Genomic DNA, 14517 nt, shown 5'->3' with positions numbered 1-14517 from the left:
GGCAACGGGAACGGCGGCGGCAACGGGAACGGCGGCGGCAACGGGAACGGCGGCGGCAACGGGAACGGCGGCGGCAATGGGAACGGCGGCGGTCGGGACTGAGCAGTGGGCAGGCCGTGTCTGAGGACTGCGGGCAGCCAGCGACAAACTGTTCGTCACGACAAAGTTGGTGCAGCCAACAGAGTAATCGCTGCATCTGTCAACGTAGAAGACCCGGCACGTCTTGAGTGCCGGGATATTGTTTCGGGGGCTTACAGAACCCCTCGCGCCACACGGATCATCTGAAGAAGCTCGTAATTGGGATCATTCAGCCTAACGAGTTGCCCGTTCACGACAGCATAGTTCTCATCGTTTCCCAATCGTGGCAGGCGATAAAGGCTAATCAATTCATCCTGTGTCAAAGCAGCGGTCGGGGCGATTGGCGTTCCGGCCGTGAGATCTGGAACCTCTGCCATCTGATTGACCAGAAGCAAGGACCTGTAATCCTCATTGTCAAGCAGAACAGGCAATCCGTCGATCAACGCATACCGCTGGCCTTCTGGTGCAGGATCAATATCGAAAAGCGTTGCGATCTGATCCGACTGCAACAGCATCGACTCTGGATCCGGATCGACGAGAGCTTGGGAGCTGAGCCATTCGTCGCGGCGTTCGACCCAGATCGTGTCGTACCTATCCTGATCATAGGACGCCCATTCATCATAGGTGACACCATTTTTCGCCAAGCCTGGTGGAACGCAGGGGGGATCCTTCTTGGCAAGGCCGGGCGGGCAATTGAGATAGGTGATCAACTCGTCGCCGGGAACATTCGCCACAAGCAGCTGGGGAGTCAAAAAAGCCAGCGCGGTTGTGCCAAGCACGCGCCTCATGTCACGATCTGTGGGCGCTGCCGTTGATAAGAGGCCATCCAAAACCTCTGCGCGCTCTGCCGTCGTGAAGCGTTGCGCGCCTCGGGCGCCATTGTCGTTTTGTCCACGGTCATGCTCGGCGCTTCTGTTTCCTCTGGCAGCGTGATCATTTCTATTGCCCCTGTGGGCGTTCCCATTGCAGGGATTATCATTGCCGGCATTGCCCCGACCCCTTTTGGGCGGCTTGTCCTTGTTCTTGCCGCTGTTACCTTGAGCCAGCCAGATATGTTCGCTTGGCGCGCCCCCGGAGTGCGCACTGTGGCCATCTCCATGGAGCGGGGTAGCCAATGAAGCTGTCGACGACAAAGCGAACGCAATAGCGGTATTAACGAAGAACCTGGTCATGGCAGACACCTCCTGTTCGACAATTCACTGACTATCGGGCGACATGATCTTTCGAATTTGGTTTTCCAGCCAAAAATGGATTTGCCAAGCATCACGCGCTACCTGAGGTTACCTCAAGCAACTTGCAGTTGCGATCATATGTCGGTCGCGGGGCGTGAGATAGCGCACTCTTCGTCGAAAATCCCTTCATATTTTAGGCTAATCTAATTCTCTTATAAGTTGAATGATGCGGAACCCTGCTGCCGTAGGCGTGCGTTGGTGCTCCAGGCGGTCAATGGGAGACGCATGATGTTGAAGACTCCGTTCAAGGCTCTAGTGGTGGGCAGTCAGATCGCTGCCACCAGCCTTATGGCAACGGCGGCCATTGGGCAGACCACCCAGATTGAGACCCCTCAGGGTTCCACGGTGATTGTTCCAGACAACGCGCTGGAGGAGGAGCCTTCCGGCGGTTTCGTCGCCGAGGGTGACTACCCACGTCTGGAAAGTATCGAGAACTATGAGGCGATCGCAGAAACCCTGTCAGATCAGGGGTATTCCGATATCTTCATCCAGCGTGAGGGCCCGATCCTGACGGTCACCGCGCAGCGCGCCGGGGTTCCGACCGAACTGGTCTACAGCACGGCCAACGGTCGTCTTGTTTCTGTTGATGGGGTCGAAACCCGCGCGGACCCCGAAGGATCGTCTGGAGGTGACGATGCCGGCCAAGCAGAGGCCGGAGCATCGGATGCAGGAGGTAGTAGCGATACACCGGATACCCCGGGTGGCGATGACGGCGCGAATGAGGGTAGCGCCGGTGATGACGGGGCCGATGGCGGGTCAGATGCAGGCGATGGCGGGGCTGACACTGGCTCGGATGGATCCGACGGTGGCGACGCGGATGGTGGCTCGGACGGCAGCGATTCAGACAGCGGCGCGGACGGTGGCTCCGAGGGAGGCGGTTCAGATGGGGGATCAGACAGCAACGGCTGATATCCCTTTCCAACCCGCTCTCCTGTAAGGAAACCCCCGCAGCATGGAGCTGCGGGGGTTTTCACAGGCGTGTAGATGCAGGCGTGCGCCATACGAATTGCCTGATCTAATCTTCAGAGCTGCGCTGCACCTCATGTCATCGTAACAGCAGTCGTGAGAGGCGCATCTTAGGTGGTCCTACAGACATCAGTGCAGATTACCACACTGCTGCGCGACAAAGGCGGTCCCGACATGGGACCGCCAGATGGTAACATTATTCAGATCATTCAGTTGCCGCTGTCTGAAGCAGGTCGGTGATGCGCCGGACAGACGCACGACGGTTCTCGCGGACATCGCCCTCCTGCTGGATCCGTGGGAACTGTTCACCATAACCCTGGATGACCATGTTCTCCGGCGGAACCTGAAAATACTCGCTCAATGCCAGCGCCACAGACTCTGCGCGACGGTCCGACAGGGCGAGGTTTGCAGCAGGATCACCCACGGTGTCCGTATGCCCCTCAACCAGGAAGATTTCGTTCGGATTGTCCGCGATCGCTTCACAGATGACATTCCCCAAGGCAGTGAGTTTCCTAGCTTGGTCAGCATCAATCGCCGCTGAGTCCGTCTGGAATGTGACGCCGTTGACGTCAACGGAGGTGACCAGCGAGCGAACCTCCGAGATGTCGCGGATCTGCGACAGGCTGAACCGTCTATCAACGGCCAGCCGAGCCATCAGGGCCTCACGGAGCGCGGTTTCGTCCAGATCAGCTGCCGACCCGTCGAACGTCGGCGCTGGAGAGGGCAGGCTCGCGACATCAACGGGCTCCACTACCGACGTGTCGTCAAGCAGCATCGTCTGCTCCCCATCAGCCGAAATGAGCGTACGGCGCAGGATCCGCAGATCGGCGTCACGGATCGTGACAATACGGCTGCCATCCGACCGCGTCACGATGGTGCGCGAGGATCCATCACCGAAGTTCTCTGTCGCGACAGTCGACCCAGGTTGGCGAAGAAGAGCAATGTCATCCTTGATCAGCTGCTGGGTGCCATCGGAACGGGTCACAACGATGCGGTCGGGCGTCGACAGCGCGACTTGGCGATTGTTGCTGAGCATCGCGCCGACGACCACTCCGCCCAGGCCCAGCAGGATGGCATTGGCCAAATCATTGTCATCATCGTTGTCGCTGGACTGCTCCTGATTGCCATCGGCCGAGGTGGCTTGCTGCATGGTAGTCGCAAAATCTTCGCTCGAGGAACGGCTGTTTTCCTCGGTCACTTCCTCTTCGGTTACCTCGGCAGTAGCAGAGTCATCCAGCGCGGCGGCGGTTGGCGCTTCGGCAGTTTGAGCGGCCGCCTCGGGCGCGTCAGCAGTCGTCATCGGATTGTCTGCGCCGGAAGCGTTAGCGTCGGTTTGGGCTTCGCTCTGTCCGTCGGCGCCAACTGTTGACGGCTCTTCCGTTCCGAGAGGCAAGGGTGCCGCCGGGTTTGCCGGGGCGGTGCTGCCTTCGGTAGGCTCAAGCACATCCGTCAGGTCTTCTGTACCCGCCGGGGTCGTTTCCGCCTCCGGTGCCATGCCAGTCGCTTCCGTCTCAGCACTCTCTTTGTCTGCCGCGATCGCGTCATCCAGCGCCGCCTCAGGGTCGGTGATGTTGGTGTCGGGCGTTGCTTCAACATCTGCCTCAGGGAGAGCGTCTACCCCTGGCGTCGTCACGTCGGTTTCGGCAGACGAGGCATCCGCACCAGGACTCACCTCGGCGGCGTCAGCGCCTTCGACAGGCGCAGTTTCCAGCGTTTCCGCGGTCGCCTCATTGGCTTCCGCCTCAGCACTCTCCTGCTCTGCCGCCATGGCTTCGTCCAGGGCAGCGTCATTTTTTGCGGCATCGGGTTCTGCAGTCACATCGGGCGCTGCTTCGGAGGTGGCCCCTGCGTCCGCCTCTGGCGTGGTCATTTCTGCCTCGACGGGTACGGCTGAGGCATCAGGACCAGTCTCGGCAGCGGCGGCCGCATCGCTGTCGACAGCGGAGGCTTCCGGCGAGGGTGCAGCAGCCGCATCGGTCTGCGGTACGACCTCTCCCGACGGGGACACGACCTGCGAGCTGCCATCAACCGCAGCTTGGGCTGCAACCATGTGCGGTGCGAGGAGCGAAAGGCAAGCCGCGATGGCTGTCGAGTTCTGAAAGATCCGGCGCATGATAGCTCCCCAAAATACAACCTGAGGTTGTTGCAGGGAATAACATGGTCGAGAGCGGACAGTTCCCGGGCTTCATCAAATGATGTTTGCCGCTCTGCGACCTGTTTCCGAGTGTCAGTTGGTCGCATCCTCAGGTTGAGTCTCATTCACATCATGTCTACTCATATACGGGAGCGATTTTTCAGTCTTGCAGCTTTACAGAAAGCCGCTTTCGCGATGACGACGGAACAAAGGGCTTATGACGATCGAGGACCGAGTGAGAAACATGGACACAGGCGGAAATGAAGCACCCGCGCGCTTATTACGCCCTGCGGACTTACGAGTATCCGATAGTGGCGGATCAGAAAAAGACGTCGGCCATGCGCCAAAGCATAAGATAACAACGGACCCATTGAGACCACTTAAGGCTCTTATCGTCGAAGACGACGCGCTCATCGCCTATGATCTCCAGATGATGCTCACCGACCTGGACGTCGAGGTCGTCGGCATCGCAATGACCGAACGAGAAGCCGCGAGACTTGCTGCCCTGCATCAGCCGGATTTTGCGACAATGGATGTCGTTCTTAGGGGAGAGTGCAACGGGATCGATACGGCGATAAGGATCTATCAGACGCACGGCATCCGATCGCTGTTCGTTACGGGTAACGTAAGTCCTGCTGCGCGGTTGCGCGGCGCACCGGCCAAACCGCTTCATTGGTTGGCCAAGCCGATTGTATTTCACAATCTTAAGGAAATTGTCAGGCAGTTCAGAGAAGATGATCCTGGCGTATGATGGTATGCAAGCAAAAATAAAGATCCTCGGGCGCGGGATGCATGGTCATTTGCGTCCACATCCAAAAGCGTCCGTTTTTAATTTTTGTTCCCACTCTGCCAATTGCACACCCAAACTCAGAATATAGCGAGCACCCGAGCTGAATAGCTCATCTGGTGGCAGTGATCCGTCCATCCGCGCATAGATTGCCTGTGCGGCCCCATACCCCGTCTTTGACGTAATGGCCAACGCCTCACCCGTTAATTCAAAATAGGTCAGAGCTGCATCAATCTGGCTTGCAAACATTTCGGCCATGAGAAATTGGGCCCGGAGGCCGGAATCTCTCATTGTACGCTCCGCCGTCGCATGTCCTCCCGGAGGCGATATTTGAATGCCACGAAATTTTCCCGACACAAAGATATTTTTTCATGGCAAGCCGGTGCAATTCCGCCGAATGCTCGGTGATATCTCGCTTCAGCGCATGATTAGAAAAAATGGAAATTCGATAAAAATTCTGATTGCTAGCTGACACTAGAAGCCTTTAGTCCATACTGCATTTATAAAGTACCCAAAAATTCTGCACCGCCACGAGGGCGATGCAGGTGTTTATATATTATTAGAAAAAGGTCACGAGTTACTCAGAAAATCTTAAACTTTGAAGATCAAGTGCTGTTTAACGATAGATGTAGGTGATCTGGCGATCGTTGGGGTCCACCAGCACCGTCTGTCCGTTGATCTGCGCATAGCGATAGTCCGGCTGGTCGGGGATCTCGTAGATGGTGACGTTCTCGGGGATACCTGCGCCCAAGACGACCTCGCCATCCAAATAGATCGGATCGACCGCGTTCGAGGTGACATAGGTCGTGACCTCGGTGGTCGGTTCCTCGGCTGCAGCCGCCCCGGTCGCGCCGCCGATCGCGAGGCCCGCAACCGCGCCGATGGGTCCACCGATCAGCGCGCCCATGGCCGCGCCGCCCAGGCCGCCCACGGCGGCGTCCTGCCCGGTGGTCGGGTCTTCGACCGGCGCCTCGATGATGGTCACGCCGACCGTTTCGCGGTTGGGATAGAGCGACACGACCTCGTCGCCCGCCTTGACGTTCAGATAGTCGCCATAGGCCCACCCCTCCAGGCCATTGCCGCTGATCTGGCACCAGTTGGCGCTGTCGATGCAGCCCAGGACCGAGACCTCTCCGCCCGTACCGATGGCGCCGATCACCCCGTGCTGCACACCGGGACCGGAGCGGACGTTCAGGTCGGTCGAGACGGTGGCCATCGTCTGTGCGGATGCCGCCCCGGCAACCGCCATGGCTGCGACGAATGTCGGAACAAAATACGTTCTCATGGTGATCTCCTACCTCGCAGGCAACACGCCTCGATGATGGCAGGCAAACTTGTCGTTATGGCAACCAGTTCCCTTATGGCGTGATGTTATGGTTAATTTTCCACTTTGGGTTGATTTCAGCTACGCGACATCCTCCAATAATGGACAAACCTGTTTTGGCAGGCTGGGTGACAATCTAGCGGATCTGGCTAACATGCGTCTTGCGACCCTTGATCAGCTTGAGACAGGCACGGAACAAGATCGTTCGACAGTATCCTGCCAAGGTCATAAGCGATGCATCGTATGAGCCGAGAAAACGAAACCCGCCGCCAGGTCGACAAACAGCTATCATTCGTACTCTACGGGGCAGCGAACCGGATCATGCGGATGCATCGGCCGTTCCTCGAGCCGCTTGGCCTGACCTTCCCCCAGTATCTGGTCGTCCTCGAACTGCTTGATACGTCTCCTCAATTAGTGGGCAAGATCGGTTCCAAACTTGGGTTGGATACCAGCACCATTACGCCAATCCTCAAGCGTATGGAGCAATCCGGGCTGATCGCCAGGAAGCGCGACATGCAGGATGAACGTCGGGTCATTGTCGAGCTGACACCTGCCGGACAAGCGCTTCAGACGTCGGTGTGGGCCGTTTCTGATCAGATCATGTCTGCTTGCCAGATCACGGATAGCCAGGCGGATGAGCTTCGTGAGGAACTTGATCGATTGGGCAGACCGGCACGCCCGGAAGAACAGCTCGAGACAATGAAGTCCGCTCCGGAAACCCGGCGGTGAGAGAAGCTCCGCCCTGACGCCTGCTGGTCCGTAATTTCTGCATTAGAGGAACCGACAGCCGGATATGCAATCTTCCCCGGATCACGGGCGCTTTTTGTCGGAAAGCGAGGAGGGCTATGGGCCACTCTGCCCTGCGCGGATGCTTTGATTGATGAACGGCTGCAGTCAGGGAGGAAACAGCATGGCTTTCGGCGGCACATCCTTCTGTGCGCTCCGTCAGCGCAAGAAACGGATGGTCTCAGCGTACAGCGGTTCGCGTCAGCACATTTGCCGCCGTCGAGGCCTTTGCAACAAGACAGACCAGCTGCGCGCGTCTGAGCGAGTCACGTAGAATGTCGCCCGGATTGGCGGCATCTCCCGCCGCTTCAACGGCTCTCAGAAACGTCGCGAAGTCTTTGCCAATGATCGTCACAGCCAGAACCCTCCCGATGAAAGGCTGAAGCATCGAGCAGCACAACCTGTGCGGTATCATACCCAATGTAACTCACCATTTTGGATATTCAATACTCATCGGTTCAGTTCCGCCAAATCTCGGGACTGCCACCTCACGGCCTCTGACCCTTCCCGCCAGTGTCAGGCTTCCGAAGCAGTCCATCGTCATCAGTGCTTCCGTCAGTGAGCTTTACTTGTCTCCGCTGCGACAAGGGCTTCCGTCGCGACCCGGGCCGCCGGCTCGTCTTCGGCTCCAGCGCCTGCGTCGACAAGGCTCTCGGCTTCCGCTTCATCCTCGTCCAGGACAGGCGGTGCATCACCGGCCAGGAAGTTTCCGAACTTCTCCCATCCCGGCACATGCTCTGCCAGAACGCGCATGACGACGAGGACCGGCACGGCAATGATCATCCCGATCACTGACCAGAGCCAGGCCCAGAGAGCCACGGCCAAAAACACGACGACGGTGTTCATCTGCAAACGTCGGGACACGAAGTAGGGCGTAATGATTTGGCCTTCCAGCGAGGTGAGGGTGAGATACGAACCCGCGACCATTGCTGGCCAGAACAATCCTGGCATGACGAGCATAGCCACGAACGCCGAGATCGCCACGCCGACGATCGCGCCGAGGTACGGGATATAGTTGAGGAGGAAAGCGCCGACCCCGAACAGGATCGCTCCTGGCATGCCCCAGGCCCACATGGTCAGTCCAACAGCCAGCCCCAGGCAGGCATTGATGATCGTGATGGCGCCGAGATAATTTCCAAGCGAGTCCTCGATCTTTCGCAATGCAAGGTAGGCGCCCCTCTTCTCGCGCATCCGATCAAAGCTCTGGACGATCTTGAGATGGAGCATGTCGCCGGACGCGATCATGAAGAACAGCAGGATCAGCGTGAAGAGGACCTGGCCCAGGAGCAGGGGCGCCATTTTCATGACGGTTCCCAAAGTGGTCTCACCCTCCTGCTCCACGCGGATTATGGGCGGCTGTCCGGGTTCCGGCTCTGCAGCTTGGGCATCATCGATACGCCTGGCCGCCTCGCGGAGACCTGACAGGCTTTCACCCAGGCTGTCGAACTTCTGGTTGAGCTGGTAGGAGATCACCGGCATCCGGCTCATCGCCTGGCTGAGCGGCCCACTGGCTGCATAGGCGATCACACCAACGGACAGGAGGATCGACAGGGTTATTGCCGCGGCCGTCAGGGCATTGGGCAGACCACGTCGTTCCGCAAGTCGACGCAAAGGCGTGAAGACGAAGAAGAGCAGCACAGCCATTGTGGCAGGCATCAGGAAGTCACGCCCTTCGGCGATCGCCGCGAATGCCAGGATCAGGAAGATGCCGATCACGGCCCAGTTCGCCAAACGGGGAACGGAACTTTCCTTGTCACCGCGAGCCGGCGCTTGCGTCTGATCCATCGTGATCTCCTCCCCCCACCATCAGTCGACAGCGTGCACGCAAATCGTGAAGATTTGCCCCGCTCCAAACTTAGCAGACGATCGCGGCCTCGCTGCGGAGTACAGGAATAAGGTCACTGAACTCCTCGGGCCAGTTGATCTTTGGTTCAGTCGCAATCAGCCAGATCAGCTGATGCGTCTGCCGCAGGTCTGTCGTGTGGCCAGCCTCTGCCCTTGATCGAAGGACTTTCTCCGCACCTGTCTATTACGATCCTGAACAACCTGACTAAAAAACCAGTTTGATAAAATTTTATCGAACTGCTTCATGGGCCAAGCCCGTACGAGCCTGTCGGGACGTTTTCCTGTTTGTTAGTAGGTTAGTTGTTGCAATGCGTATGCTCCGTGCTCAAAGAAATTTTGCCTCTGACTATCACCCCTCCCTTGCGGCCAATCCTTCGCTTGCGGGACTGCATCGGTCTCGCATCGGCAGGGATGTCCCCGTCGGGGGTATTGCCAAGCGGGGGCTGGACATCACGTTGGCAGTCCTTGGCTTGGTGCTGCTGGCGCCGTTGATCCTGGCGCTGGTCATCGTGCTGAAGCTGACAGACTCGGGGCCACTGCTCTATGGGCACCGCCGCGTTGGCTTTGGCGGGCGCGAGTTCCGGTGCTGGAAATTCCGCACCATGGTCGTGAACGGCGATACCGTCCTGGAACAGTATCTGCGCAAGCACCCCGCCAAGGCGGCGTTGTGGAACGAACAGCGCAAGCTGGTCGACGATCCTCGCGTGACCCCTTTGGGCGCGGTGCTGCGCAAGCTGAGCCTGGACGAGCTGCCGCAGCTTTTGAACGTGCTGACCGGAGAGATGAGCCTGGTCGGCCCGCGTCCGGTCGTGCGGGAAGAGCTGGCCTACTACGCCAGTTCCGCCCGGCATTACCTGTCGGCGCGGCCAGGGCTGTCCGGCCTTTGGCAGATCAGCGGCCGCAGCAACACGACCTATCTGGAGCGGGTCCAGCTTGACCGCTTTTACGTCATGAACTGGAGCCTATGGATGGACCTGCGCATCATCTTCATGACCATTCCCGCCGTGGTCATGTCCCGCGGGGCGCACTGAGCCTGCAGCAATTGCCTGCGCTCGGCTCAAAGAGCTACGAAGACAGATGATGGGGTGATCAAGCTCATCGAGAACGTGTCATCGCCGCTCTGAAGAAACAACGGGCCGGACTTGGGGTGAAAGGGCGAACCCAGAAGGGCGGCGTCCCGCGGTGAAATCATGAGAGGCAGCTTTTGGGAAACGGATCAGAAACACCTGCAGGACGCGCCTATTTCTGATTGCACCATACTCAAGGTGCCACCAAGACTAAGATTTGTGACCTCATCGGTTGTGACCAAGCCTGCCACATGCATTGCCACCGCGATGGCTCCGTGACCTGACAAAGGAACCTGCCCTAGTGGAAACGTCCGACATCCAGGATTGCGTTATCATCGGCGGAGGTCCTGCGGGACTGACGGCCGCGCTGTATCTGGCCCGTTTCCTGCGTCGGGTGACTGTATTCGATGGGCAGGACGGGCGCGCCTTGATGATCCCCAGAACACATAACCTGACCCCGTTCCCGGACGGCATCTCGGGGCAGGAGTTGCTGGGACAGATGCTATCGCACGCCCGGCGATATGGCGCGGTGGTCGAGGCCGGAACAGTCGAGAATGTCGAGCAACAGGGCGGCGTGTTCCGAGTGGTGGCCAACCGACGGATCGCACTGGCACGCAACGTGATCTTCGCGACCGGGGTCTTCAATCATCGGCCATCGATGGCTGCCGACGATCACGCAAAAGGATTGGCGCGAGGGCTCCTGCGCTATTGTCCCGTCTGCGACGCCTATGAAGTCCGTGACAAGCGTATCGCGGTTCTGGGGCGCGGCAAGCACGGCCTACAAGAGGCCAGCTTTCTCCGCCACTACTCCCCATTTGTCACCCTGATCTCTCCCGACGGCTCTTCGGTCACCGCGCGAAACGGCATCCGTATTTTACAGCCCGCGCTGATGGGCATTGCGCTGTCCGAGACAGAGGTTCTTCTCACCCTTCAGGACGGGCATACCCACCATTTCGATACACTCTATGTGGCTTTGGGAACGACCCCGCGCGCCGATCCGGCAATTCGTCTTGGCCTCGATCTGGATGACGCTGGCCATATCGCCATCGATTCAAAGCACAAGACCAGTGTGGATGGGGTCTATGCAATCGGGGATGTCATCGACGGACTGGACCAGATCGCTGTCGCGATGGGGCAGGGGGCCATTGCCGCGACCGCGATCCACAACGATCTGACTGCCTCGATATCCTGATCGCTGCGAAACAACGCCGCCCGGTTATTGAATGCCGTGCTGACTACCAGCCCACCCCAAGATTTCAAGAGAATGCCCTCAAATGCAGGGCATCACATGGAAAGTAGAACGCTGAACGGGGCCACCTTTTTGCACGAACCACTTAGTTGGAGATTGCACGCTGAAGGTCTTGCACAAGAGAACGTGGAAATCTAGCGTGACGAATGTGAGAGATCGCCTCCGGACAGGCGGCGGCTGTGGGCGACCGCAGCCGCCATTTTTTTTATTGTGTTGGTACAGGCAAAACCTCGCTCCGAAACAAGAACCAGCCCGAACTGAAAAAGGGCCCCGATACATCCGGGGCCCTTTCAGCTCGTGGGACCCTGTAAAAATACCACGTTCTTCAGCCTTCCGCCTCGGATTATCAGCAAAGCTATTCGCTTCTTGAAGCGTCGCGGCGACCCGGGGAAGCTTGGACACTTCGCCTTAATCTCCACGGACGGCATGGTTCATCTCAAGCGCATGGGGCCTTCGACCGCCACACGACGCGTCAGCTATAGTGCGCGATCCACTGAAATTTCCACGGGAGAGCCGCCCAATCCTGCGCCGGCCGCCAATTCCGCCGAGCGACTTGTTTGGATGGTTGGCATGACCGGCACTTCGGTCATTCGAGATGTCCGGTCTGAGGTCGACCTTGCTGCCGATCTGTGTCTGGTGCCGGGGGCCATCCGCGCAGATGACTGTGGACAGGCTGATCTCCCACCACTGCTGCCGCGTCCTGTCCTCGTGCTGTGCAAAGCGGGCGATCAGCCGTCTTGCTCGGCCAACCACGCCTCCATCATCTTGATTTCTGCCTCTTGCGCCGTGATGACCTCCTCGGCCAAGGCGCGCACCTCCGGGTCCGAGCCGTGCTCCAGGACGATGCGGGCCATATCGATGGCGCCCTGATGATGGGGGATCATGCCCCGCATGAAATCCACATCCGCGTCGTTGGTGTATTCGACGTCCATGTTCATGTGCATGTCGACCATTGCCGCGCGATAGGCGGTCGTCGCAGGTGTATCATCGGGCTGCGCCCCCGACGGGTCCATGTCACCATGGTTAGAATGGTCCATCTGCGCCATTTCGCCATGGGCCGAGTGATCCATTGTCTGCTGTGCAAGGCTTGGCGTGGTCATGGCAAGGACGGTCAGCAGGATAGGGACGAATGTCTTCATGGCAGTGCTCTCCTCTTACTTCACTCCAGATAGTCCTTCCCATCGTTGTAAGGTCAATGGTGCCAGGATTTAGACATCGAGCCCTTGACCTTCCCATGATGGGAAGCCCCATGTCCTTGTCATCTCAACGACGGAGCCTTGTCATGAACATCGGAGATGCCGCCAGTCGCTCGGGCGTATCGGCTAAGATGATCCGCTACTACGAACAGATAGGTGTGATCCCGAATGCCAGTCGAACCGCCTCGGGCTATCGGGAATACGAACCGTGCGATGTCCATATGCTACGGTTCATCGCCCGCGCCCGCGATCTGGGCTTTTCCATCGCTGAGATCACCGAACTGCTGGATCTCTGGCGTGACAAGGACAGGCGCAGCGCCGACGTGAAGTCCCTGGCGCAGGCCCGGGTCCGGGACCTGCGCCACAAGATCGCCCATCTGCAGGACATGGCCGACACCCTTGAGGATCTGGCGAATGCCTGCGCCGGCAACGAGCGTCCGAATTGTCCGATCCTGCAACGGCTTGAAACGTCGGAGACGGGTGAAGGCACCGCGTTCCGCAGGCCGCCCGAAAAGGGTTTCAAGGAAAGGATTGGCTGATGATCGATCGACGGATGTTCACAACAGCGCTGGCGGTGTGCCTTTTGGCCACTCCGGCAATGACACGTGCCAATCAGCCACCGGTCCGGGCACGAGTGTTCCGCGCGCCTGATTGTGGATGCTGCGGCGCATGGGTCGCGCACCTTCAGAACCACGGCTTTCTTGTTGATTTGGTGATCACAGACGACATGCAGGTCGTGAAGGACCGCCATGCCGTGCCGACGCCTCTCCGTTCCTGCCACACAGCCCTGATTGATGGCTATGTCATTGAAGGCCATGTGCCCGCCGCCGATATCCGGACCCTGCTGGACCGGCGCCCGAAGGCCGAGGGCCTAGCAGTGCCCGGCATGCCAATCGGATCGCCCGGCATGGAGATGGGCGAGCAGCGCGATCCTTATGATGTCATTCTTTGGACCGGGTCTGACACCCAGGTCTTTTCAAGCCACCGAGGTTGATGATGACCCTGTCGGATACGAAAACCGCCACCCTCCATCGCATGGTGATGACCAAGCATATGTGCCCCTACGGCCTCAAGTCTTTGGACCTGCTCCGACGCGAAGGCTACCGCGTCGAGGACCATCATCTGGTCACCCGAGCCGAGGTCGATAGCTTCAAAGAACAGCATGACGTGGGGACCACGCCGCAGACCTTCATCGATGGTCAGCGGATCGGTGGCTACGATGACCTGCGGCGTCATTTCGGCAAGACTGTCCGCGACAAGACCGCAACGACCTATCGTCCGGTGATCGCGCTGTTCGCGATGGCCGCCGCGATGGCGCTGGCCACCAGCTGGGCCGCGTTTGGTCATTTGATCACCCTGGCCGCAGCGGAATGGTTCGTGGCCTTCGCGATGTGTCTGCTGGCCCTGCAGAAGCTGAAAGACGTGGAAAGCTTCGCCACGATGTTCCTAAACTATGATCTGCTCGCGCAGAGATGGGTACGTTACGGATACGTCTACCCCTTCGCCGAAGGCTTGGCGGGAATCCTGATGGTCGCGGGCGCGCTGATGTGGCTGTCGATCCCGGTGGCGCTGTTCATCGGCATCATCGGCGCGATATCGGTCTACAAGGCCGTCTATGTCGACAAGCGAGAGATCAAGTGCGCCTGTGTCGGCGGCGACAGCAATGTGCCCTTGGGTTTCGTTTCTCTGACTGAGAACCTGATGATGATTGCGATGGCGGTCTGGATGCTGATCAAGGTCACCATTCTGGGTCACTAGCGCAAGGACACTACCTCGACCTCACGGACCCACCGGCCATCGCCTGTGCAGATCGTCGATTACCAAGGGGTGGTGATGCCGCCCCATTCCTCCAT

The 14517-nt window shown here is 58.8% G+C and carries 15 protein-coding genes; 8 read left to right on the top strand and 7 right to left on the bottom strand.

The features are described from left to right. Positions 1 to 251: 251 nt before the first annotated feature. Entirely contained in the window at positions 252 to 1250 is a 999-nt protein-coding gene (locus FHD67_RS12965) for a hypothetical protein (RefSeq protein ID WP_139598917.1), read from the bottom strand. A 285-nt stretch (positions 1251 to 1535) separates the two neighbouring features. On the opposite strand from FHD67_RS12965, the gene FHD67_RS20450 reads away from it, so the two are divergent. Next, entirely contained in the window at positions 1536 to 2219 is a 684-nt protein-coding gene (locus FHD67_RS20450; protein WP_176695118.1) for a hypothetical protein, read from the top strand. 262 nt (positions 2220 to 2481) lie between these two features. Here the strand turns inward: FHD67_RS20450 and FHD67_RS12955 are convergent, their stop codons facing one another. Further along, a complete protein-coding gene (locus tag FHD67_RS12955; RefSeq protein ID WP_139598916.1) occupies positions 2482 to 4389 on the bottom strand; it encodes an OmpA family protein in 1908 nt (635 codons plus the stop codon). A 238-nt stretch (positions 4390 to 4627) separates the two neighbouring features. On the opposite strand from FHD67_RS12955, the gene FHD67_RS12950 reads away from it, so the two are divergent. Beyond that, a complete protein-coding gene (locus FHD67_RS12950) occupies positions 4628 to 5161 on the top strand; it encodes a response regulator (RefSeq protein WP_139598915.1) in 534 nt (177 codons plus the stop codon). Between the two features lie 45 nt (positions 5162 to 5206). Here FHD67_RS12950 and FHD67_RS12945 read toward each other — a convergent pair whose 3' ends face one another. Beyond that, complete coding sequence (locus tag FHD67_RS12945) at positions 5207 to 5455, bottom strand: hypothetical protein (RefSeq protein ID WP_139598914.1); 249 nt, start codon at positions 5453 to 5455, stop codon at positions 5207 to 5209. 358 nt (positions 5456 to 5813) lie between these two features. Beyond that, positions 5814 to 6482 (bottom strand): DUF1236 domain-containing protein, encoded by a 669-nt coding sequence (locus FHD67_RS12940; protein ID WP_139598913.1) that lies wholly within the window; start codon positions 6480 to 6482, stop codon positions 5814 to 5816. A 273-nt stretch (positions 6483 to 6755) separates the two neighbouring features. Here FHD67_RS12940 and FHD67_RS12935 point away from each other — a divergent pair, with 273 nt between their 5' ends. Continuing rightward, positions 6756 to 7250, top strand: a complete 495-nt coding sequence (locus FHD67_RS12935) for a MarR family winged helix-turn-helix transcriptional regulator (RefSeq protein WP_218062307.1) — start codon at positions 6756 to 6758, stop codon at positions 7248 to 7250. Between the two features lie 238 nt (positions 7251 to 7488). On the opposite strand, the gene FHD67_RS20710 is transcribed toward FHD67_RS12935, so the two are convergent. Both FHD67_RS20710 and FHD67_RS12930 read right to left on the bottom strand, forming a co-directional pair. Next, positions 7489 to 7695 (bottom strand): hypothetical protein, encoded by a 207-nt coding sequence (locus FHD67_RS20710; RefSeq protein WP_218062306.1) that lies wholly within the window; start codon positions 7693 to 7695, stop codon positions 7489 to 7491. Between the two features lie 167 nt (positions 7696 to 7862). Next, positions 7863 to 9092, bottom strand: coding sequence for an AI-2E family transporter (locus FHD67_RS12930; protein ID WP_139598912.1), 1230 nt, complete (start codon positions 9090 to 9092; stop codon positions 7863 to 7865). A 446-nt stretch (positions 9093 to 9538) separates the two neighbouring features. On the opposite strand from FHD67_RS12930, the gene FHD67_RS12925 reads away from it, so the two are divergent. Beyond that, complete coding sequence (locus FHD67_RS12925; protein ID WP_342775304.1) at positions 9539 to 10183, top strand: sugar transferase; 645 nt, start codon at positions 9539 to 9541, stop codon at positions 10181 to 10183. A 337-nt stretch (positions 10184 to 10520) separates the two neighbouring features. After that, positions 10521 to 11411 (top strand): NAD(P)/FAD-dependent oxidoreductase, encoded by an 891-nt coding sequence (locus FHD67_RS12920; protein WP_218062305.1) that lies wholly within the window; start codon positions 10521 to 10523, stop codon positions 11409 to 11411. Positions 11412 to 12196: 785 nt separating this feature from the next. On the opposite strand, the gene copM is transcribed toward FHD67_RS12920, so the two are convergent. Further along, positions 12197 to 12607 carry a CopM family metallochaperone gene (gene copM, locus FHD67_RS12915; RefSeq protein WP_139598910.1) on the bottom strand — a complete coding sequence of 137 codons (411 nt, stop codon included), beginning with the start codon at positions 12605 to 12607 and terminating at the stop codon, positions 12197 to 12199. A 143-nt stretch (positions 12608 to 12750) separates the two neighbouring features. Between copM and cueR the strand changes: the two genes are divergently transcribed. Genes cueR through FHD67_RS12900 form a run of 3 tightly spaced genes read left to right on the top strand, consistent with a single transcriptional unit; the run spans position 12751 to position 14422 of the window. Next, complete coding sequence (gene cueR / locus FHD67_RS12910; protein ID WP_139598909.1) at positions 12751 to 13203, top strand: Cu(I)-responsive transcriptional regulator; 453 nt, start codon at positions 12751 to 12753, stop codon at positions 13201 to 13203. Continuing rightward, complete coding sequence (locus FHD67_RS12905; RefSeq protein WP_246071291.1) at positions 13203 to 13658, top strand: DUF411 domain-containing protein; 456 nt, start codon at positions 13203 to 13205, stop codon at positions 13656 to 13658. Before cueR ends, FHD67_RS12905 begins: the two co-directional genes overlap by 1 nt. Before the next feature lie 2 nt (positions 13659 to 13660). Next, the gene (locus FHD67_RS12900; RefSeq protein WP_218062308.1) at positions 13661 to 14422 is read left to right on the top strand and encodes a glutaredoxin family protein; all 762 of its coding nucleotides are present in this window, start codon (positions 13661 to 13663) and stop codon (positions 14420 to 14422) included. Positions 14423 to 14517 lie beyond the last annotated feature (95 nt).

Origin of the sequence: Paracoccus haeundaensis (assembly GCF_006239215.1) — a bacterium.
Taxonomy (GTDB): domain Bacteria; phylum Pseudomonadota; class Alphaproteobacteria; order Rhodobacterales; family Rhodobacteraceae; genus Paracoccus; species Paracoccus marcusii.
The sequence above is the reverse complement of the archived record's forward strand: the minus strand, read 5'-3'. Positions and strand labels throughout refer to the sequence as shown.

Excerpts from the sequence above, each read along its gene's own strand:
- FHD67_RS12905 (WP_246071291.1), top strand. The coding sequence starts at position 13,203 with ATGATCGATCGACGGATGTTCACAACAGCGCTGGCGGTGTGCCTTTTG.
- FHD67_RS12900 (WP_218062308.1), top strand. The coding sequence starts at position 13,661 with ATGACCCTGTCGGATACGAAAACCGCCACCCTCCATCGCATGGTGATG.
- copM (WP_139598910.1), bottom strand. The coding sequence starts at position 12,607 with ATGAAGACATTCGTCCCTATCCTGCTGACCGTCCTTGCCATGACCACG.
- FHD67_RS12955 (WP_139598916.1), bottom strand. The coding sequence starts at position 4,389 with ATGCGCCGGATCTTTCAGAACTCGACAGCCATCGCGGCTTGCCTTTCG.
- FHD67_RS12945 (WP_139598914.1), bottom strand. The coding sequence starts at position 5,455 with ATGGCCGAAATGTTTGCAAGCCAGATTGATGCAGCTCTGACCTATTTT.
- FHD67_RS12935 (WP_218062307.1), top strand. The coding sequence starts at position 6,756 with ATGCATCGTATGAGCCGAGAAAACGAAACCCGCCGCCAGGTCGACAAA.
- FHD67_RS12940 (WP_139598913.1), bottom strand. The coding sequence starts at position 6,482 with ATGAGAACGTATTTTGTTCCGACATTCGTCGCAGCCATGGCGGTTGCC.
- FHD67_RS12950 (WP_139598915.1), top strand. The coding sequence starts at position 4,628 with ATGACGATCGAGGACCGAGTGAGAAACATGGACACAGGCGGAAATGAA.
- FHD67_RS20450 (WP_176695118.1), top strand. The coding sequence starts at position 1,536 with ATGATGTTGAAGACTCCGTTCAAGGCTCTAGTGGTGGGCAGTCAGATC.
- cueR (WP_139598909.1), top strand. The coding sequence starts at position 12,751 with ATGAACATCGGAGATGCCGCCAGTCGCTCGGGCGTATCGGCTAAGATG.
- FHD67_RS12930 (WP_139598912.1), bottom strand. The coding sequence starts at position 9,092 with ATGGATCAGACGCAAGCGCCGGCTCGCGGTGACAAGGAAAGTTCCGTT.
- FHD67_RS12965 (WP_139598917.1), bottom strand. The coding sequence starts at position 1,250 with ATGACCAGGTTCTTCGTTAATACCGCTATTGCGTTCGCTTTGTCGTCG.
- FHD67_RS20710 (WP_218062306.1), bottom strand. The coding sequence starts at position 7,695 with ATGCTTCAGCCTTTCATCGGGAGGGTTCTGGCTGTGACGATCATTGGC.